Source organism: Marivita hallyeonensis, from assembly GCF_900129875.1.
GTDB lineage: Bacteria > Pseudomonadota > Alphaproteobacteria > Rhodobacterales > Rhodobacteraceae > Marivita > Marivita hallyeonensis.
Map to the genome: position 1 here is coordinate 441,695 of NZ_FQXC01000002.1, position 18,434 is coordinate 460,128.

At 60.6% G+C, this 18,434-nt stretch carries 18 protein-coding genes; 8 read left to right on the plus strand and 10 right to left on the minus strand.

Features of this window, described 5'->3' with window-relative positions; translation table 11 throughout:
* The first annotated feature begins 35 nt into the window (after positions 1-35).
* Positions 36-911, plus strand: a complete 876-nt coding sequence (locus tag BUA42_RS07870; protein WP_072777148.1) for a GNAT family N-acetyltransferase — start codon at positions 36-38, stop codon at positions 909-911.
* Here the strand turns inward: BUA42_RS07870 and BUA42_RS07875 are convergent.
* The 3 genes from BUA42_RS07875 to BUA42_RS07885 all read right to left on the minus strand — a co-directional run bounded on the left by BUA42_RS07875 (position 869) and on the right by BUA42_RS07885 (position 3,129).
* Positions 869-1,834, minus strand: coding sequence for a DUF3179 domain-containing protein (locus tag BUA42_RS07875; RefSeq protein ID WP_072777149.1), 966 nt, complete (start codon positions 1,832-1,834; stop codon positions 869-871). The genes BUA42_RS07870 and BUA42_RS07875 overlap by 43 nt on opposite strands.
* Before the next feature lie 247 nt (positions 1,835-2,081).
* Positions 2,082-2,630, minus strand: coding sequence for a peptidylprolyl isomerase (locus tag BUA42_RS07880; protein ID WP_072777150.1), 549 nt, complete (start codon positions 2,628-2,630; stop codon positions 2,082-2,084).
* Positions 2,623-3,129 (minus strand): peptidylprolyl isomerase, encoded by a 507-nt coding sequence (locus tag BUA42_RS07885; protein ID WP_072777151.1) that lies wholly within the window; start codon positions 3,127-3,129, stop codon positions 2,623-2,625. Before BUA42_RS07885 ends, BUA42_RS07880 begins: the two co-directional genes overlap by 8 nt.
* Positions 3,130-3,254: 125 nt before the next feature.
* Between BUA42_RS07885 and BUA42_RS07890 the strand changes: the two genes are divergently transcribed.
* Entirely contained in the window at positions 3,255-4,430 is a 1,176-nt protein-coding gene (locus tag BUA42_RS07890; protein WP_072777152.1) for a phosphoglycerate kinase, read from the plus strand.
* Between the two features lie 152 nt (positions 4,431-4,582).
* On the plus strand, positions 4,583-4,885 hold the full coding sequence (locus BUA42_RS07895) for an FtsB family cell division protein (protein WP_072777153.1): 303 nt from the start codon (positions 4,583-4,585) through the stop codon (positions 4,883-4,885).
* A gap of 60 nt (positions 4,886-4,945) precedes the next feature.
* Here the strand turns inward: BUA42_RS07895 and BUA42_RS07900 are convergent, their stop codons facing one another.
* Positions 4,946-6,700 carry a hypothetical protein gene (locus BUA42_RS07900; RefSeq protein ID WP_072777154.1) on the minus strand — a complete coding sequence of 585 codons (1,755 nt, stop codon included), beginning with the start codon at positions 6,698-6,700 and terminating at the stop codon, positions 4,946-4,948.
* A 282-nt stretch (positions 6,701-6,982) separates the two neighbouring features.
* Between BUA42_RS07900 and pdhA the strand changes: the two genes are divergently transcribed.
* From pdhA to BUA42_RS07920, 4 genes are read left to right on the plus strand one after another with little or no spacing between them, the layout of a single operon-like run.
* Positions 6,983-7,996, plus strand: a complete 1,014-nt coding sequence (gene pdhA / locus BUA42_RS07905) for a pyruvate dehydrogenase (acetyl-transferring) E1 component subunit alpha (protein WP_072777479.1) — start codon at positions 6,983-6,985, stop codon at positions 7,994-7,996.
* Entirely contained in the window at positions 7,996-9,378 is a 1,383-nt protein-coding gene (locus BUA42_RS07910; protein WP_072777155.1) for a pyruvate dehydrogenase complex E1 component subunit beta, read from the plus strand. The genes pdhA and BUA42_RS07910 overlap by 1 nt, the downstream gene beginning before the upstream one ends.
* Positions 9,375-9,629 (plus strand): hypothetical protein, encoded by a 255-nt coding sequence (locus tag BUA42_RS07915; RefSeq protein WP_072777156.1) that lies wholly within the window; start codon positions 9,375-9,377, stop codon positions 9,627-9,629. The genes BUA42_RS07910 and BUA42_RS07915 overlap by 4 nt, the downstream gene beginning before the upstream one ends.
* 1 nt (position 9,630) lies before the next feature.
* Entirely contained in the window at positions 9,631-10,941 is a 1,311-nt protein-coding gene (locus BUA42_RS07920) for a pyruvate dehydrogenase complex dihydrolipoamide acetyltransferase (protein ID WP_072777157.1), read from the plus strand.
* Between the two features lie 114 nt (positions 10,942-11,055).
* Here the strand turns inward: BUA42_RS07920 and cysE are convergent, their stop codons facing one another.
* Positions 11,056-11,865 (minus strand): serine O-acetyltransferase, encoded by an 810-nt coding sequence (gene cysE, locus BUA42_RS07925; protein ID WP_072777158.1) that lies wholly within the window; start codon positions 11,863-11,865, stop codon positions 11,056-11,058.
* A gap of 38 nt (positions 11,866-11,903) precedes the next feature.
* Between cysE and BUA42_RS07930 the strand changes: the two genes are divergently transcribed.
* Entirely contained in the window at positions 11,904-12,287 is a 384-nt protein-coding gene (locus BUA42_RS07930) for a TraR/DksA family transcriptional regulator (protein ID WP_245818971.1), read from the plus strand.
* Here the strand turns inward: BUA42_RS07930 and BUA42_RS21535 are convergent.
* From BUA42_RS21535 to BUA42_RS07950, 5 genes are read right to left on the minus strand one after another with little or no spacing between them, the layout of a single operon-like run.
* The gene (locus tag BUA42_RS21535) at positions 12,197-12,565 is read right to left on the minus strand and encodes a DUF7742 family protein (protein ID WP_483869260.1); all 369 of its coding nucleotides are present in this window, start codon (positions 12,563-12,565) and stop codon (positions 12,197-12,199) included. The two genes, BUA42_RS07930 and BUA42_RS21535, sit on opposite strands and share 91 nt — an antisense overlap.
* Entirely contained in the window at positions 12,562-16,467 is a 3,906-nt protein-coding gene (locus BUA42_RS07935) for a baseplate multidomain protein megatron (protein ID WP_072777159.1), read from the minus strand. The genes BUA42_RS21535 and BUA42_RS07935 overlap by 4 nt, the downstream gene beginning before the upstream one ends.
* Positions 16,467-16,916, minus strand: coding sequence for a C40 family peptidase (locus BUA42_RS07940; protein WP_072777160.1), 450 nt, complete (start codon positions 16,914-16,916; stop codon positions 16,467-16,469). The genes BUA42_RS07935 and BUA42_RS07940 overlap by 1 nt, the downstream gene beginning before the upstream one ends.
* On the minus strand, positions 16,913-17,800 hold the full coding sequence (locus BUA42_RS07945) for a DUF2163 domain-containing protein (RefSeq protein ID WP_072777161.1): 888 nt from the start codon (positions 17,798-17,800) through the stop codon (positions 16,913-16,915). Before BUA42_RS07945 ends, BUA42_RS07940 begins: the two co-directional genes overlap by 4 nt.
* Complete coding sequence (locus BUA42_RS07950) at positions 17,800-18,432, minus strand: DUF2460 domain-containing protein (protein WP_072777481.1); 633 nt, start codon at positions 18,430-18,432, stop codon at positions 17,800-17,802. The genes BUA42_RS07945 and BUA42_RS07950 overlap by 1 nt, the downstream gene beginning before the upstream one ends.
* Between the last annotated feature and the right edge of the window lie 2 nt (positions 18,433-18,434).

An 18,434-nucleotide genomic window follows, 5' to 3' on the forward strand; every position in this document is an offset into this window, starting at 1 on the left:
AACGTTACCGAAAGACCGGCGCGGCATGGTACGCCATGCCCGCCAATCCCCTTCCACAATCCGACGCCTACGCCAATGCGCTGCGCGCTTTGGGAACACGTGTACTCATCGATGCGCCAATGCAACGCGATGGGACACTGGCGCGCTGCCTGATCCAGACGCGGGTTCTGCCCTTTTTCGGACCCGTGAACCTGATCTCGCGCGGCCCTGTTGGCCTGCACCCCGATGACAGCTGGGCGTACCTGAAAGACCTGGACCTCAAGGGCCCCTTGATCGTCAACGCGGGCCACGCGACCGCGCCGCCATCGGGTCACATCCGGCTTGCCGCACCGAAGCGGATCGCGCTTCTTTCGCTGGCCAACCCGGACCAGATGCGCGCAGAGCTGCATCAGAAATGGCGCAACGCGCTGTGCAAGGCCGAACGCAGTTCGCTCACGGTGCAGGTCCAGAGCTTTTCGCCAAATGCCCATCGCTGGTTGATCACCCACGACCGCGCGCAGCAGAAAGTGCGCCGCTACCGATCATGGCCAACGCGCCTGCTCGAAACCTTTGCACAGGAGAATCCGGGACAGGTGCGGGTCGTCGTGGCGCGACTTGGAAAGACACCGGTCGCGGCAATGCTCTTTCTCTGCCACCGTCCCTGGGCCACCTATCACCTCGGCGTCACCACGCCAGAAGGCCGGTCCGTCGCAGCGCACCAGTTGACGCTTTGGCACATGGTGCATTGGCTCGCGGCGCGCGGTTATACGACGCTCGACCTTGGCTTGCTGACCGGGCCGGACAGCCTCGATCGTTTCAAACTGCGAAGCGGCGCAACGGCGCGCACGCTTGGCGGAACGTGGCTGAGGCTGCCCAAAGGGCTGCGGCGTCAGTTTCCAAGCATCCATTCGCCATCCGGCCAGAAGGCGTGATAGGCGAACGCGAACATCACGTCATGCGGGACATCCTGCCCGTCTGCATCGCGCACACGGATCGATCCGACATCGCGCCCCGCGCTGATCCGCGCCGTATCCAGTGCCGAGGCCTGACCGGCACGCCACGAGATCACGACGCCCGCCTCGCGCACCTCACCTGCGTCGGCCAACCGCGCCATCGGCCAGGCGCGGTCTCCGACCCGGATCACCCGCGCCAGGGCGTCGATCCCGTGCGGCGGCATTTCCCCAGAGTACAGGAACGGCTTGGTCGAACTGTCATAACCACGGTACGGATTGCGCCCGTAGTCGCGGTTAAAGCCCGGCTCAGCCATCACCAACCCGTCGGGGTTGCGCGTGCTGAACTCGGCCCAGCTTTCCATCCAGCTTGGTAAAGTCTCTAACTCGGCCCCGGTAAAATGACCAACAATCCCTTCACCGATGGCCTGCTGCCACCAGCTTTCCGTTTCGCGGTCATACATCACCATGTCCGAATGGCGCAGCTTGCCGGAGACGCCAAAGCTCAGCACCTGACCGTCCACGCGGCGGTCAAACGTGAGGGCGGAGTTGCACAGAGGGCAAAAGGTGACGGCCACCGGTACGCCGTCGACGACATCATTCACGATTTCATGCCAGGTGAGATAACGGATCGGATAGGCGCGCGGCGTGCCCCCCATCTCGAGCGTGATCACCGGTTCAGTTGCTCCGATGCGGGATTCTGAGTCGATGGAGATGAAATTTGGGCTATCCAAAGCCGGGATCCCATCTTTCGACGGCCCGCCCGACAGGATCTCGACCCAGTTCTCGACCGAGCTCGTCTCGAAATCCGTGTTCGGCCATTCATGGCGCCAGAATTCCGGACTGCCCCAGGCGCCGCCCGCCAGAAACGCCGATACCAGACCGGCCAGGATTACCTTGCGCATGTCGTGTCTCCCTTGGATGACCGACGTCACTCTGCGACAAGACGGCAAACCTGCCTAGTCCCTCACACGCAGCTGTGAGAGCGCGATAGTCCCTTCTTCTTTTCGAAAAATATGCAGACGCAACGGTCACCGCGTGGTCGCACACAGGGAATTTTACCATCCGGTAAAACCCGGGCCCACAGCCGACGGGGCATCGCCCCGGCGGCGCAGAGCAGCGCGCGGTCCCGAAGGGCCGCGCTCAATTTGATCAGTCGATGACCGTCACATCCGCCATGACATCGGGTCTGCCGATCACGGCACCGTTGCGGCCCTCGCCCCGCTTGATCGCGTCGACCACGTCCATGCCGTCCGTCACCTGGCCCACAACCGTGTATTGGCCATTCAGGAAGTACCCCTCCTGAAACATGATGAAGAACTGCGAATTGGCAGAGTTCGGATCCTGCGACCGCGCCATGCCGACGACACCCCTATCGAACGGAATATCCGAGAACTCGGCAGGCAGATCCCCCCGGTCAGAGCCACCGCGCCCCGCCATGCGCATGTCGCCGCCGTCGATCTGGCCGAACTCCACATCGCCGGTCTGCGCCATGAAACCGTCGATCACGCGGTGAAACACGACGCCGTCATAGGCCCCTTGGGCGGCGAGTGCCGTGATCTGTTCGACGTGTTGAGGTGCAACGTCCTCGAACAGGTCGATGGTGACGGTGCCCGAGGCCTCTCCGTCGATCTCGATCTGAATGCCGGTCGCCAGAGCGGGCGAGGCGAGCAGCGACAGGGCGAACGCGAGGTTACGCATCGGCGGCCACCTTGACCGAAATCATCCGGTCCGGGTTCGCGGGCGGTTCACCCCGGGTGATGGCATCCACATGCTTCATCCCCGAGATCACGCGGCCATAGACCGTGTACTGACCGTTCAGGAAGTGGTTGTCGGTAAAGTTGATGAAAAACTGCGAATTGGCCGAATTCGGGTTCTGCGACCGCGCTGCGCCAAGTGTCCCGCGGTCATGCGGCAGCTTGGAAAACTCGGCTGGCAGGTCCGGCAGGTCCGATCCGCCCGTTCCGGCGCGGCGAATATTGAAGCCGTCTTCCATGTCGCCATGCTCCACGTCGCCCGTCTGCGCCATAAAGCCGTCGATCACCCGGTGAAAACACACATTGTCATATTGCCCTGCGCGCGCGAGCTCTTTCATGCGCTCGGCATGTTTCGGGGCCACGTCCGGTAACAGCTCGATTGTGACGGTGCCGTCCTTCAATTCGATCAGGATCGTGTTTTCGGGGTCTTTGATCTCGGCCATGCCGCGCTCCTTCGCATTTGATGTTGCGGCAAGACTTAAGGCCCGCCATCCGGAAAGCCAAGGACCGCATTGACCTCCGCCGCGCAGCCCGCCATCACGGTGGGCAAACGCGATTGGAGGGAAAGATGGCCTGGAAAACGCTCGACGATATGGACCTTGCCGGCAAACGAGTGCTGACGCGCGTGGACATCAACGTCCCGGTTGAGAATGGCACCGTCACCGATGCGACCCGGATCGAACGGATTATCCCCACGGTGACTGACATTCTTGCCAAGGGCGGCACGCCCATCCTTCTGGCGCATTTCGGTCGGCCCAAGGGTCAACCGAACCCCGACATGAGCCTCCGCGTCACTTTGCCCGCGCTCGAAAAGGCGCTGGGTCGCGAGGTGACATTCGTCGAACGCCCCTCGCGCGAGATGATTGATCAGTTGCCCGCCGATGCCGTGGTGCTGGTCGAGAACACGCGTTTTAGCGCGATGGAAGAAGCCAATGATCCGAAGATGGCACAGTTCCTCGCCACGCTGGGAGACGTCTATTGCAACGACGCCTTCTCTGCCGCGCATCGGGCACATGCATCGACCGAAGGTGTGGCGCACCTTCTGCCATCCTGCGCCGGCCGTTTGATGGAGGCCGAACTGCGTGCCTTGGAAAGCGCCCTTGGATCACCAGACCGCCCGGTTGTCGCGGTGGTGGGCGGGGCCAAGGTGTCGACCAAGCTCGAGCTTCTGTCCAACCTTGTCGAAAAGGTCGACATCCTTGTGATTGGCGGCGGCATGGCGAACACGTTTCTTGCGGCGCAAGGCATCGACGTCGGCAAATCGCTGTGTGAACACGATCTGGCTGACACCGCGCTGGAGATCGCGAAGAAAGCCACGACCACGGGATGCGAATTGCTTTTGCCGCGCGACGTTGTCGTTGCGCGCGAGTTCAAGGAAGGTGCGGCGTCGGAGGTGGTCAAAACCGAAGACTGCCCGGTCGACGCGATGATCCTCGACGCGGGACCGGACAGCGTGGCGCATATCTGCCAGGCCTTCGACCGGGCCAAGACGCTGATCTGGAACGGACCCCTTGGCGCGTTTGAAATCCCGCCCTTCGATGCCGCGACCAACGCGGCGGCGGCCTATGCAGCGGGCCTGAGCCGATCTGGCAAGCTGGTCTCGGTCGCGGGCGGGGGCGACACGGTCGCGGCGTTGAACAAGGCCGACGCGGCAGAGAGTTTTACCTACATCTCGACAGCCGGTGGCGCCTTCCTGGAATGGATGGAAGGCAAGACTTTGCCGGGTGTGGCCGCCCTAGGCTGAGTGTCGCCGATGAGAAGCGAGTCCTGAAAGCCACAACCCACCGGGAACGCGCGAGAAATTGCAAAAAGCGGTCGAAAGGCAATTCCCTGTCGCAACTGGCTATGCCATGGTCCGAAGGCGCGTCCGGCGAGAGACGCGGATAGAGGCAGTTGATGACACAAACCCGTACCCGACCGGCGCTTGGCGCTCTCGTGTTCTTCGCAGGCTCGTTCTGCGTCGGGGCCTATTTCATCTTTGCGGCGGTACAGGGCGACTACGGGGTCTTTCGCCGGGCAGAGATCGTCGTCGAAACCCGCGACCTCGAAGCGGAGCTCAAGGAACTGCGGGCGGAAGTTGCGCGGATGGAAAACCTGACGCGTCGGCTGTCGGACACGTATCTTGACCTCGATCTTCTGGATGAACGCACGCGGGACATGCTGGGCATGATCCGCGCGGACGAGATCGTCGTTCGCTAAACATCTGAAGTGCTAATCGCAATTGATGGTCGCCCTTGGGTGACCGAGAAGACCGGCGTGTCACATGAAAAGCGTGAGCAAGCCGAGGAACGGCAGCGCGGCGACCAGATCGGCGATGCCGTCCATATCACTGTCGTCGTCCTCTGTCTCCTCCTCCTCGGCAAAGGCTTCCTCCTCTGCCAGACGGGCCTGCGCAGACGTGGATGACAGGGTCGGGAAGGAGGTCGGCTCCGCGTCGGGTGCGAGGGCGCCTTCGTCGACGAACGGGTCGATCATCGGGTCCGGCAGCGCGTCCGGCGCTTCGTCCGAGATCAGATCCTGGAATTCGGCGGACGGGGTGAACCCGAACATCCGCACTTGCATGATCTCACCGTGATCGAGTTGGACGGACAGATCGGTGCCGTCGAGAAAAGCGTCCGCCTCGAGCTCTTCCACTACGGCGTCAGATCGGTGTGACCCGATGGCGTCGCCCTCCGCGACGGTGAGAACGGACATCTCGACCCTTCCGGCATCCGACACGAGGCCCGAGAAATCGACGGTCGTTTCTGCCCCGTCTTCGTCGGTGGCCGCGATGTAGAACAAAAGCTCATTGGGTTCCCAGAACCCGTGCACCGCGAGGCCATCCTCCTCAACCTCCGTATCCGCCCCCGCTTCGGGCGTCAGGTCGAGTGCCGTTTTGCCGGGCAAGGCGTCTTGCATCATGTTGAACATCGCGCCACCGGGCGACAGTTCGGCTTCGCCATTATCGACGCTCAACGTGTTCGGTGTGTTCTGGATCAGCGGCCAAACATGGGCATTCTGCACATCGTAGCGCAGGAATTCTTCCATGATGTTCAGCATTTCATGCGACTGGTGGAGGCCGTAATCGACATCACGTTCAAGCGCGGTTGTGTTTCCGGCGGTGTTCCATTCAGTCACAGCGATCCCGGCCTCGGGCAGATCCTCGCCCCAGGTCTCCTCAACCACGTTAAGGAAGAAGCTGCGCTGCCCTTCGTTGACCTGTCCGCGCGAGTAGACGTGTACCGCGACCTGATCGACGGCCGCCTGCTCCTCCGGGGTGTCGAACTCTGAAAGGATCATCTCATTGGCGACATGCGTCCAGTTCACTTCGCCAGAACCGAAAAGGCTGTCATCCGACAGGTCCAGCCCGTAGGTTTCGTTCAGATCGGCCAGGATCTCTGCACCGGACATCCCCTCCGGGAAACCATCGGAGAGGCGCGCGAAATTGAAGTTGGCACCGGACTGCACGATGATATCCGCATCCGAACCTTGGGCCGACAACTCGTCATCGACAATAGTGGCCATTTCGCTGGCCAACCGGCCATATTCAACCGAGGACATCTGCCCGCTGCCCCAGTATTCGTTGCCGAGCTCGAACGCTTCGATCTCGGCCGAACCATGCACGCCGGTGACCACGTCGCGCACGAAGCCGCGAAGCGCGTCTTCGTCGATTTGCGCGAACCGATCGCCGTTGGCATCCGTCGCGTCGGACAGCAGGTCGCGCGTCGGGATGACAATCGTGACAGACAGCCCTTCTTCTTCGGCGTAGGCCAGCGCGTCATCGAGCGGGATGAATTGGCGGACCTCACCGGTGTCGCGGTCTGAGACAAAGCTGGCATTCGGGTTGGTGATGTCGAAATAGCGTTCGGTCAGCGATCCACCAGGATAGCGGAAGGATCCGACGCCCAGTTCCTCGATCAGCCGGTCGTACTCTCCACCCTGCTCCAGCGTGGATCGGGTGGCCAGCACATTGGCCCCGAACAGACCCTGCGAGGCTTGCGAACCCATGAATCCAAACGCGTCGATTTCTGGCATTTCTGTGGTCCTGAGCGGCGATGCTGTCCAAATCTCTCCTTATTTCTGCCTTTTTGTCTGTAGAATTGGTTAATTCTGCCCAAATTGGGCCACAATTGTCCGTGCGCACGGAACAGTGCTGGTTGCTTCGGCGGATTGTCAGCGCAGCGCCTCATGAGGGTCGCGAATCACGAATGCAGATCAGCAAAACCGCGCCCAATACCCCCCTTGCCTTTCGCGCGCCGGTCGCCTTAGTCTTGCGAAAAAGTTTAATGCTAAACCATTATGCTCAGGGAGGCGCGCATGGCGGCACGCAAGACCAAGGCCAAATCCGCGGATCTGCCGAACGTTTCGGCCGAGGAACTGCTGTCCTACTACCGCGACATGCTGCTGATCCGGCGGTTCGAGGAAAAGGCGGGCCAGTTGTACGGGATGGGCCTGATTGGAGGGTTCTGCCATCTCTACATCGGACAGGAAGCCGTGGTGGTCGGGCTTGAGGCCGCTGCCGACGAGGGCGACAAGCGCATCACGTCTTACCGAGATCACGGGCATATGCTCGCCTGTGGAATGGATCCGAACGGCGTCATGGCCGAACTCACCGGGCGCGAGGGTGGCTATTCCAAGGGCAAGGGCGGCTCCATGCACATGTTCTCGAAAGAGAAGCACTTCTACGGTGGTCACGGCATCGTCGCGGCTCAAGTGCCTTTGGGCGCCGGTCTAGCCTTCGCCGACAAGTACAAGGGCACGGACCGCGTGACCTTCACCTATTTCGGCGATGGCGCAGCGAACCAGGGGCAGGTTTACGAGACCTTCAACATGGCCGCGCTGTGGCAATTGCCGGTGATTTTCGTCATCGAAAACAATCAGTACGCCATGGGCACCGCGATGCGGCGGTCGACCTCTACCCCGGATTTGCACACGCGCGGTGAAGCGTTCGGCATTCCGGGTGAAGCGGTCGACGGAATGGACGTGCTGGCGGTCAAGGCGGCGGGCGAAAAGGCTGTCGCACACTGCCGCTCAGGCAAGGGGCCGTATATCCTCGAAGTCAAAACCTACCGCTACCGCGGGCACTCCATGTCGGACCCGGCCAAGTACCGGACCCGCGAAGAGGTGCAAAAGATGCGCGAGGAGCGCGACTGCATCGAACACGTGCGCGAGATGCTGTTGACCGGAAAACACGCGTCCGAAGACGACCTCAAAGCCATCGACAAGGACATCAAATCCATCGTCAACGCCAGTGCTGATTTTGCCAAGGAAAGCCCGGAACCCGCCTTGGACGAACTGTGGACAGACATCTATGCGGAGGAGGCAGTCTGATGGCGACCGAAGTTCTGATGCCCGCCCTGTCGCCAACGATGGAAGAAGGCACGCTGGCCAAGTGGCTGGTCAAGGAAGGCGACACCGTGAACGCCGGTGACATCATGGCCGAGATCGAAACCGACAAGGCGACGATGGAGTTCGAAGCGGTCGATGAAGGCATCGTCGGCAAGATCCTCGTGGCCGAGGGCACCGAGAACGTCCGCGTGAACACACCCATCGCGGTGCTCGTGGAGGATGGCGAAAGCGTGGAGGATGCCGAACCCACCGCCCCACCGCAGCAACTGGTTGCCAAGGACAAGGCGCAAAGCTCTGAAGATCAGCCCGCGGCAGGCATGGCGCACCCTGAGCCCGTGAAGGCGATCGCGAAAGCCGAAGCGCCGTGGCCCGAAGGCATCAAGACCCGCCAGATGACAGTGCGCGAAGCGTTGCGTGACGCGATGGCCGAAGAGATGCGCCGCGACGAGGACGTGTTCCTCATGGGCGAAGAGGTCGGTGAATACCAGGGCGCGTACAAGATCAGCCAGGGTCTTCTGGACGAATTTGGCGCACGCCGGGTGATGGACACACCGATCACCGAACATGGCTTTACTGGCATCGCCGTTGGTGCGGCGTTTGGCGGCCTGCGCCCCATCGTCGAGTTCATGACGTTTAACTTCGCCATGCAAGCCATTGATCAAATTATCAATTCCGCAGCAAAGACGCTTTACATGTCCGGCGGGCAGATGGGAGCACCGATGGTCTTCCGCGGCCCCAACGGAGCGGCGGCACGGGTCGCCGCGCAGCACAGCCAAGACTACGCGGCGTGGTATGCACATATCCCCGGACTGAAGGTGGTCATGCCCTACTCCGCATCAGACGCCAAAGGCCTGCTGAAGACCGCGATCCGCGACCCGAACCCGGTGATCTTCCTCGAAAACGAAATCCTCTATGGCAAGACCTTCGAAGTGCCCGAGATCGACGACTACACGGTGCCGTTCGGAAAAGCCCGCGTCTGGCGCGAAGGCTCTGACGTGACGATTGTCAGCTTCGGCATCGGCATGACCTACGCGATGGACGCGGCCGAGAAGCTGGCAGGCGAAGGGATCGAGGCCGAGGTGATCGACCTGCGCACCCTGCGTCCCATCGACTACGACACGGTGCTGGCATCGGTGCAGAAGACGAACCGCTGCATCACGGTGGAGGAAGGCTGGCCGGTCGGCGCGATCGGCAACCACCTGAGCGCCATCATCATGGAGCGCGCTTTTGACTACCTCGATGCGCCCGTTTTGAACCTGACCGGCAAGGACGTTCCGATGCCCTATGCCGCGAACCTTGAAAAACACGCGCTGGTGACGACCGCCGAGGTGATCGAGGCGGCCAAGAAGGTCTGCTACCGATGACCGCTGATCTTATGGTCCGAACCCGCGACGTGGCGCGCGAAGCCTATCACGTGGTGACACCACATGGCGCGGCCTTCGTGCCTGAATGCCTGATGGACAAGGTTCCACACGAAGCACGCCCGTCGCATCAGACGGCCTATGAGTGGATCGGCGCACATCGCCGCCAGATAACCAGCGCAGTGGAAGCGTTGAAAACCGGCCGGACACCGCGTGCGCCCTACGATCTCATCACCCTGATCGAGGAGAGCTGATATGCCCATCGAGATCCTCATGCCCGCGCTTAGCCCGACGATGGAAGACGGCACCCTCGCAAAATGGATGGTGAAAGAAGGCGACACCGTGTCCTCGGGCGACATCATTGCCGAAATCGAGACCGACAAGGCGACGATGGAGTTCGAAGCCGTCGACGAAGGCGTGATCGGCAAGCTGCTGGTGAGCGAAGGCACCGCGGATGTGAAAGTAAACACGCCGATTGCGGTTCTGCTCGAAGAGGGCGAAAGCGCCGATGACCTGAACGTGCCTGCGCCTGCGCCGAAAGACGAACCGGCATCGTCTCATGTCGCACCAGCTGAGCCTTCAGAGCAAACGGCCCCGGCACGAGGCTACGGTCGTGGTGACGCACCTCAGACCGAAGCGAAGTCGGGCGAGCGCATCTTCGCCTCCCCCCTCGCCCGCAGGATCGCTGCCGATAAGGGGCTGGATCTGAGCCAGGTCAAGGGCTCCGGTCCACGCGGTCGGATCGTGAAAGCGGATGTTGAAGGGGCCACACCCCAAGCCGCAGCGGCCGCCCCGGCGGTTGCAGAGTCTCAAGCCCCTGCCCCGACGCCGAAACCTGCCGACGCAAGCGCGGTGGCACGGATGTACGAGGGACGCGCGTACACAGAAATTCCGCTCGACGGGATGCGCAAAACCATCGCCGCGCGTTTGACCGAGGCAAAGCAGACGATCCCGCATTTCTATCTGCGCCGCTCCGTGCGGCTCGATGCGTTGCTCGCGTTTCGGTCACAGTTGAATGCGCAGCTGGAAAAACGCGGCGTGAAACTGAGCGTCAACGACTTCATCATCAAGGCCTGTGCTTTGGCGCTGCAACAGGTGCCCGCCGCCAACGCCGTCTGGGCCGGGGATCGCATTCTGCAACTGGAGCCGTCGGATGTGGCGGTGGCCGTGGCCATCGAAGGCGGATTGTTCACGCCTGTCCTGAAAGACGCACAACAGAAATCGCTGTCGGCGCTGTCATCCGAGATGAAGGATCTCGCCGTCCGCGCCCGTGACCGCAAACTCGCGCCGCACGAATATCAGGGAGGCAGCTTCGCGATCTCAAATCTCGGGATGTTCGGGATCGAAAATTTCGACGCGGTGATTAACCCGCCGCATGGCGCGATCCTGGCGGTCGGCGCGGGATTGAAAACACCGGTGGTGGCCGACGATGGGTCGGTTGGCGTGGCGACACTGATGTCGATGACGCTTTCCGTGGATCACAGGGTGATCGATGGTGCGTTAGGGGCAGAGTTGTTGCAGGCCATCGTTGATAATCTCGAGAACCCGATGGCGATGCTCGCCTGAAAGGAGATTCTCTGTTTTTCAAATACCTCGGGGGAGGCCGAAGGCCGGGGGCAGAGCCCCCGTTTCCGGCACCGGAAACGCAGCGATGCGGTGACGCATCGCCGCCTTAAGGGATCACGCGCCAGACCGCAAAATCTGGTCCATGCTGATCGACGGCTGAGCGCACCCCGCCTCTCCAACGATGCGCGCAGGCACGCCTGCTACGGTCTTGCACGGTGGCACCTCTTCCAAAACGACGGACCCGGCCGCAACCCGCGAACAATTGCCGACCCGAATATTGCCCAGCACCTTTGCGCCCGCACCGATCAGAACGCCATCGCCGATCTTCGGGTGACGATCCTCCTCTTCCTTGCCGGTGCCGCCCAGTGTGACGGAATGCAACATGGAGACGTTGTCCCCGACCACCGCCGTCTCGCCGATGACGATCGAGTGCGCATGGTCGATCATGATGCCCTTGCCGATCCGCGCCGCAGGGTGAATGTCGACTCCAAATGCCTCAGAGCAACGCATTTGAACAAAATACGCCAGATCGTGGCGCCCCTGCCGCCAGAGCCAGTTTCCGACCCGGTAGCACTGGATCGCCTGGAAGCCTTTGAAAAACAAAAGCGGTTGCAGGAACCGATGGCAGGCCGGGTCGCGCTCGTAAACGGCCACGATATCGGCACGCGCCGACATCGCCAAATCGGGGTCGGAGGCAAAGGCTTCGTCACAGATTTCACGCAGAATCTGTTCCGTCATCTCACCATTCGCCAGCTTGAGCGAAATACGATAGCTCAACGCCCGCTCAAGGCTCGGATGATGCAGAATGGAGTAATGAATCAAACCGCCAAGAAGCGGTTCCTTGATAACGGCCTCATCAGCTTCCCGGACAATGCGGGCCCAAACCGGGTCTACCGAGGCAAGTTTTGCGCGCGTTTCCACCATGCGATGTCTCCTTTGACGGCACAGATATAGCAGATAGAGTGCTCACGAAACAACGCAAAGCTGTGATGGCAGGGATCAATGAAATGGATGAAACGCGCAAAAATGCGTTTCGGACCAAGATACTAGAACGACTGGATGCGCTGGATGCAGAGGATGACCTCGGGCAAAAAGGTCAGGCCGTCGTATCGTTGGATCAGCAGGCCGTGGGCCGACTGTCGCGGCAGGACGCGTTGCTCAGCCAGTCGATGGCAAAGGCGACGCAGGCCCGCCGCAACGCGTATCGTCAAGGTCTTGTCAGGGCATTGCAGCGCCTAGACGAAGATGACTTCGGCTACTGCGAAGATTGCGGCGAAGCAATTGCACCGAAACGCTTGGACTTCGATCCGACCGTAACACGCTGCATCGATTGTGCGTCAGGCTGACGGCATCTGTGCCGCAATGCGTCGAGTACAAGCAACCATGTCGAAAGGCAGTCTTCCGTCTCAAAATCAACCGGTCCGCGCACGTCCTGCCGAAGAGCTGTCGCCATGAGAGTGCCATCGCCGTAGGTATGATGCGCTCTTCCGGAAAGTCGCACGTAGTGGCAGGCTGCATCCGCATTCCGGATCAACTTTTTGAGCTCACATTCTCGATGCTCTGCTGGAACCGTCACCAGAAAGGCCACGGTCGCCAGGACATCATTGTAAAGGACAGGTTTCACACTGAGAAACTGATCAGAGCCGACGGTCCGGGTCCAAACCGCGATGATACCTGCGCAACGCGGACCGACACCATTCCGGAAAAGCCATCTTCGGCCTGCATCGCCGCGGTGTAGGTCCAAGACGTTTCGGCAACCTCAGCGATCCGCAACGATGTCTTGCCCGCGATAACCTCCACACGATACGCCTCCACGTCCTCGCCCAGCGGGACGTCAGCCAAAGCCCAGTCGTCACCGTCCAATCGGGTACGACGCACCCAAGTCAGCGTGATGTCACTTCCGGCGTGCTCCGCTTTGAGATGCACCGGACTGTACGGGCGCAACCCGTTGCCTTCAAACGCCTTCTGAACATGGCGATACGAGGCGTGATCATACGTTCTGCTCGCAGGTCCAATCCTGAAATGCCGGGTTTGCCGGCGCAGCGCAGAGGGATAGTCGATTTGTTGCGGCATCCCGTCCAGCAATACAAAATATGATCCGATTGGCAGCGTGTTTGGCAAGACAGCGTCCGTCCCGAATTGCCCATGCAAGAGATGCGACAGCCGCCACGTGTTTTCGCCAATCAATTCTGCATCACGAAACTGCAGCACTTCCCACTGATCCGGATCTCCCGACCCAATCACCGCGAGGTTGCCACCTGCGAGCAATCCCGCATCCGATACCGACGCCACTTGGCCTGAAGTGAGTTTCACGTCGATTGCGTTAGCCAAATCGGCCACTCCCGACGGCGCTTTCGTGACTGGAGTCATCGTGACACCAAGGGTCGATTGGGCTGTCACGATTCCATTCAAAGCATAGCCTGAGTCGTCGGCCGCATCGTAGACAGCCACATTTCCTGGCCACGGCGCAGCAGAGACAGCGAGATGCGGCGCATGGGGTATTTCATCACCACGAATGAGCGGAAGATCAAGGAACAGTGGCAGAACCGGCCCATGCGATACAAAGCGCCGCGTGGGCGTCGGATCCTCCGGGAAATCGGCAGGGTGATAGACCTCAGGTTCGATCCGAACCGCGTCAACAAGCTGATGCGTCGTCTGTTCCACACGATCAATGCGTGCAAGGAGCCCATCCTCGCCCGAAGGCAGGCTGACAACGTCACCCGGCCCCAAAGCCTGCTGCGAAAGCGGAAGAGCAAAGCGGAGCATATCACGCGACACACGTGCTTCGCTCAACCAGCGCTCGACTGACTGCCGGCCCTCGGGGCGCGTCAACAGGATCGGAACCTCGCTTTCAGCGACCGCATGTGTCGTTTCATCCGGCAAGACAGATTCCTCGGCGATGTTTCTGTAATCGCCATCCGCTTCGACAAAGTTCAGCCGCACCCGTCCTGACATCTCGGCTTCGGAACTGCGGTTCTCGACGATCTCGAACCCAAGCTCATCGTGCAGCGCCAATTGGTGTTTCTCGAGAGGCACGGCGCGCATGCCTTTGCGATTTCGAAACACAAGCACGCCATCCCGCTCAATCGCATCAAACCCGTAGGCCATCATCAACGGTTGCAACGCGCGCCGCGCGTCGGCCACATCAGGCGCAAGGTATCCGCGCACAAATCCATACAGCCGAGAGACGTCGTATTCCTGCAACCCGGCCCTGTCGCAGATCTCGGACACGACAGAGGCCAAAGTCCGCCCCGACACACGCCCGTTCAACCAATGGCCCCGGCGATAATTGGGCCCGTCAGACCACATCTCGTCTACATTCGGAAACCACGGGTAAGGACGTGCATCCCAGGCCCACACAAAAGCTCGCCCCATATCGATCATCGGCGCACCGTACACCGTCGAGACCGGATTGTTGTCCGGGTCCGTCCAGAAGTCGGTCACCGCTCGCAAATACTGGTGCTGAATAAGTTCATCCCGCAAACCATTGGAATAATGCGGCAAAGTGCTTTCCGAGCTTTTTGGATCGATGAACTTGTTGGGCTGGTTCGTCGCCTTATCGACCGCCGCGCAACCGATCTCCGTGAACCAGATGGGCTTTGCTTCCGGCACCCACTCCGTCGACGCAAGGGACCGCACACCGCCCACCCGATTGTGGTGAGGCTGCGACCACCAGTTACGAATATCCTTGTACCGATAGACCCAAGGCTCATCGTGTGCTCCGTCAGAAATCGGCCACCGATCCTGAGCATCCCGTGCGTCTTGTGACGGATAATGCCAATCGTACCCTTCACCGCCAGCGACATTTGCCGTCAGATAGTCAAGGTTGTAGATCGACTCCCAATGAGCGTCCGCATGCGCATCGCCATCCCGCCAATCCGACAAGCGCATGTAGTTGTCGATCCCTACAAAATCGATGTTGGGGTCCGCCCAAAGCGGGTCGAGGTGAAAATACACATCCCCGGACCCATCCTGTGGATGGTACCCGAAATACTCCGACCAATCAGCTGCATAGCTGATCTTCACATTCGGCCCTAATATGACCCGGCAGTCCGCGGCCAACTGCTTTAGCGCCGACACGGCCGGAAATTCCGAAGCTCCCCGAAGCTGGGTGAGCCCACGCATTTCCGACCCGATACAGAATGCCTCGACCCCACCAGCCAAGGCGCACAAATGCGCTTGGTGAAGGATGAACCGCCGGTAGCGCCACTCCTGAGGTCCGGAATAGACGATCACGCCATCGACAGTATCGAAATCCTCCACTGCAGCCGAACCAAAGAACGAAGCGACTTGCTGGTCGATCGCTACGGTCCCCGTAAGATTACCGGGCTGGCCGGGCGCAACATTCGCCGTGATCCGCCCGCGCCACGGCAGTTTCGGTTGATCCGCCTCACCCGTCCAAGGGTCAGCAAGCGCGTTCCCCGGCATTTGATCCATCAGGATGAAGGGATAATACAAAACCTGAAGCCCAGTTGCCCTTAACTCCTGTATCGACTGAACGACTGAGACATCGCAGGGCGTGCCACCGTAGACCGGGCGTCCGTCCTCCACCGGAACGATCTCGGCGTCCGCCCGTCGCAAACCGTTCACCTGCCAAGGCATCTCTGCGCTGTCCAAACCGATCTGCTCGACTTTCGGCCTGATCAGGCATTCACCGCACCGAAGGTCGGACCCGAACCAGCTCACGACCAAAGATGTCGCTTCACAGTCAGGCACTTCGTCCTGAAGGTGTTTGAGTGAGGTGATGAAATCAGGACGGTCCGACGGGCTGTTTACGTTCACGACATGCGATGCGCCACCTCCGGCGTCCAAGGCAACTTGCTCAGTTGCAATGGCGTACTCTCCCGTCCCGGGTATCATCGCAACTGCCCGAAGATTGAATGGCACATCGCTCGGGTCGGATTGCTCCGGTCGCGTCACCTCGAAGCTGAACTGGGGAACACGATTGCCAAATGGCGCAAGGTCCAAATCTTCTATCACGACATATGCGGTACCGCGATACGCGGGAACTGCACCGGCCCCTTCGACTGCTTCCATCTTGGGATCGGGCAACTGGTCTGCTGTACCCGGATACATCCGCATGTCCAGGTTGTAGATCGAGATCTCTGCCCCGTCCGCCCAAACGCGGTTCACACTGGTAATCTCACCTTCGCACAGCGCCACGGCAAGGCTGACGGAATAGCTGTATTCCTTGATCGTTGGCTGCCGCGATGCGCCCTTCCCGCCGCCACCTGACTTGGACACATGTTCCTTGAACTGGGTCGCCCAGATGACGTGGCCACCCACCCGCATCCGACCGTAGACCTGTGGGATCGGCTGTCCTTCACCTGCGCCGCTCAGACGCAGACGGTCAAGCCGCCCGGTCTCGATCGTCCGACCACCGGAACCCAAGATGCGCTGATCTATGGCCCGACCAAGCGTCGCGCCGGCAAAACGCCCCACCGCGCTCATTGACAGGCCCAGAACCGAGCCGCCAATTGAATTGCCCAATGCCGCACCAGCGGCGGATAATACCAGTGTCGCCATCACGCACCTCTTGTCTGACTTGTAGGAAATGCGAAACGGGCAACACATCGGCGCTGCCATGGCGCACTGAACGACGTCTCCACAACACCGTGACGGGAATACGCATGAATGAAACGGGCACCTGTGCCTTCACCCGATTGAATACCCAGATGCTTGGCCACCGATCCCTGCCGCATACGAAAGACAAGCACGTCTCCCAAGCCGTCCTCGTAGACTGGTCTGCGATCCATGTGTCTTTGACACGCTTCGATCAGCACCTCTTTGCCCTGCGGTTCGGCCCAATCCTCCGAATAGCTGGGAACGAGCTCTGGCTCACGGTTCAAGAACACTCGCCAAAGACCGCGCAGCAGCCCAAGGCAATCCGTCCCCAACCCGCATGCACTCGCCTGATGCATGTAGGGCGTCCCGATCCACAGCCGCGCTTCTGTGACGATATCCGTCGGAGTCATCTCAGGCTCCCGCCGTCTCGCTTGGACGTCATCGTAGGATGCACCATGATCCACTCTTCCTGAGGAATGTCCGGGAAGCCCTGGTAATTCAGGAGATTGTCGAACTTGGTGCGACAGGTCTCGAACCGCTTGTCGCACCCCGTAACCAATTCAACCCGGGTCCCAATTGCCAACTGAGCCCGAAACGGCTCCCAGAAATCGACTTGCCGTGTCCCGTCCTCGAAAAGCACGTCTCTTTTCAGCGACGCCCAAAGACCTTCGGCATCCCCATCAAGGACGTTCAGCCGTCCGCGCTGGAACCATCCAGCATCGAAGGCATCTGTCACCAACAGAACAACCCCGCCACGGTCCGTGTTTTCCACCACAGTCGCCTCGGCCCGCAATGCTGGATCGCTCAAGTCAACGCCACATGCGCTGTCTCCAAGAACCGCAGAACACGGATGTTGAAACACGCGCCCCACGGGACGATTCAACCACTCCGTCAAACCGCGTAGCTCCGCAGAATAGGCATTCCCGGTCCGTGTGATCTCGCCCAAAGAGCCGCGGAAGAGTACCTTTCGCGCGCTCACATCAGCCCAGTTGACCAGCCACGCGATTACCTCCGCACCATCGAACCGCCCCGCAGCAATATCCGTCTCGGTGACACTTGCGTCGCTCAAGGCACCAACGGCTTCAGAATTGTCGACCGCCAGTCCCGTACCCTGCTGCAGCGCGGCCGCACTCATCCCTGTCTCAGCCCGAAAGACCAAGTCGTCGAACGTCAGATCGAGATCGTGATCCGTAAAGCCCAGCCTTTGACCATCACTACGCCGCACCTCCCAACACCGCGCGACGGTGGTGACCCCCTGTGCCAAATGCGCATACAACGCTTCCGCCCCCGGCATCAGACACGCACCTCGATCACGGGGACATCCGGAACTTCGCCCGCCTGAAACGTAGCGGCGCTTGTTTGGATACGGTCAGTATCAAACCGGACCGGCACATCGAATTCGTACCCCGCCGTCACCGATACCCCTGCGGGTGCAGCGCCAGAAAGGGTGACCATGCCCGTCGCAAAGTCGACACCAAAATCAGTTCCAAGGGTTTGCTCGACACCGTCCACGGCCAGTCGAACGCTGCCCTCGACGGGCTTGGCGATGGGTCGGTCATAGCGCGCCTCGCCCGAGGCATAGGCCTTCAGCAATGCGAACTCTGTCCGCACACCGTCGCCCGTTCCCAAAACTTGGTCCGTCGCGGACACAGCTGTAGACGGTTTGCCGGACTTGAAGTCAGACCAGTCTTTCCAGCGGAATCCGTACATCTGACCACGCCGCGCTTCAAAAAACGCGATAAGCGCGTCGATATCGTCCATCGATCGCAAACCGATCCCGGCGTCATAGCGCCTGCGTGAATGCGCCCAAGGCGTGTTGCGCTCCTCGAACCCGCTTGCGAGCGTCACCACATCTGTTCGCCGCTCCGGGCCACCAATCGATCCAAAGCTCAGCGCCACCGGAAACCTTACCTCGTGAAACTGCATCA

What these genes read in the sequence shown, in the direction of transcription:
- BUA42_RS07895 (WP_072777153.1), top strand. Translation starts at nt 4,583, where the DNA reads ATGACACAAACCCGTACCCGACCGGCGCTTGGCGCTCTCGTGTTCTTC.
- BUA42_RS07935 (WP_072777159.1), bottom strand. Translation starts at nt 16,467, where the DNA reads ATGGCGACACTGGTATTATCCGCCGCTGGTGCGGCATTGGGCAATTCA.
- BUA42_RS07885 (WP_072777151.1), bottom strand. Translation starts at nt 3,129, where the DNA reads ATGGCCGAGATCAAAGACCCCGAAAACACGATCCTGATCGAATTGAAG.
- BUA42_RS07920 (WP_072777157.1), top strand. Translation starts at nt 9,631, where the DNA reads ATGCCCATCGAGATCCTCATGCCCGCGCTTAGCCCGACGATGGAAGAC.
- BUA42_RS07945 (WP_072777161.1), bottom strand. Translation starts at nt 17,800, where the DNA reads ATGCCGGGGGCGGAAGCGTTGTATGCGCATTTGGCACAGGGGGTCACC.
- BUA42_RS07890 (WP_072777152.1), top strand. Translation starts at nt 3,255, where the DNA reads ATGGCCTGGAAAACGCTCGACGATATGGACCTTGCCGGCAAACGAGTG.
- cysE (WP_072777158.1), bottom strand. Translation starts at nt 11,865, where the DNA reads ATGGTGGAAACGCGCGCAAAACTTGCCTCGGTAGACCCGGTTTGGGCC.
- pdhA (WP_072777479.1), top strand. Translation starts at nt 6,983, where the DNA reads ATGGCGGCACGCAAGACCAAGGCCAAATCCGCGGATCTGCCGAACGTT.
- BUA42_RS07870 (WP_072777148.1), top strand. Translation starts at nt 36, where the DNA reads ATGCCCGCCAATCCCCTTCCACAATCCGACGCCTACGCCAATGCGCTG.
- BUA42_RS07915 (WP_072777156.1), top strand. Translation starts at nt 9,375, where the DNA reads ATGACCGCTGATCTTATGGTCCGAACCCGCGACGTGGCGCGCGAAGCC.
- BUA42_RS07950 (WP_072777481.1), bottom strand. Translation starts at nt 18,432, where the DNA reads ATGCAGTTTCACGAGGTAAGGTTTCCGGTGGCGCTGAGCTTTGGATCG.
- BUA42_RS07875 (WP_072777149.1), bottom strand. Translation starts at nt 1,834, where the DNA reads ATGCGCAAGGTAATCCTGGCCGGTCTGGTATCGGCGTTTCTGGCGGGC.
- BUA42_RS07940 (WP_072777160.1), bottom strand. Translation starts at nt 16,916, where the DNA reads ATGACTCCGACGGATATCGTCACAGAAGCGCGGCTGTGGATCGGGACG.
- BUA42_RS07880 (WP_072777150.1), bottom strand. Translation starts at nt 2,630, where the DNA reads ATGCGTAACCTCGCGTTCGCCCTGTCGCTGCTCGCCTCGCCCGCTCTG.
- BUA42_RS07900 (WP_072777154.1), bottom strand. Translation starts at nt 6,700, where the DNA reads ATGCCAGAAATCGACGCGTTTGGATTCATGGGTTCGCAAGCCTCGCAG.
- BUA42_RS07910 (WP_072777155.1), top strand. Translation starts at nt 7,996, where the DNA reads ATGGCGACCGAAGTTCTGATGCCCGCCCTGTCGCCAACGATGGAAGAA.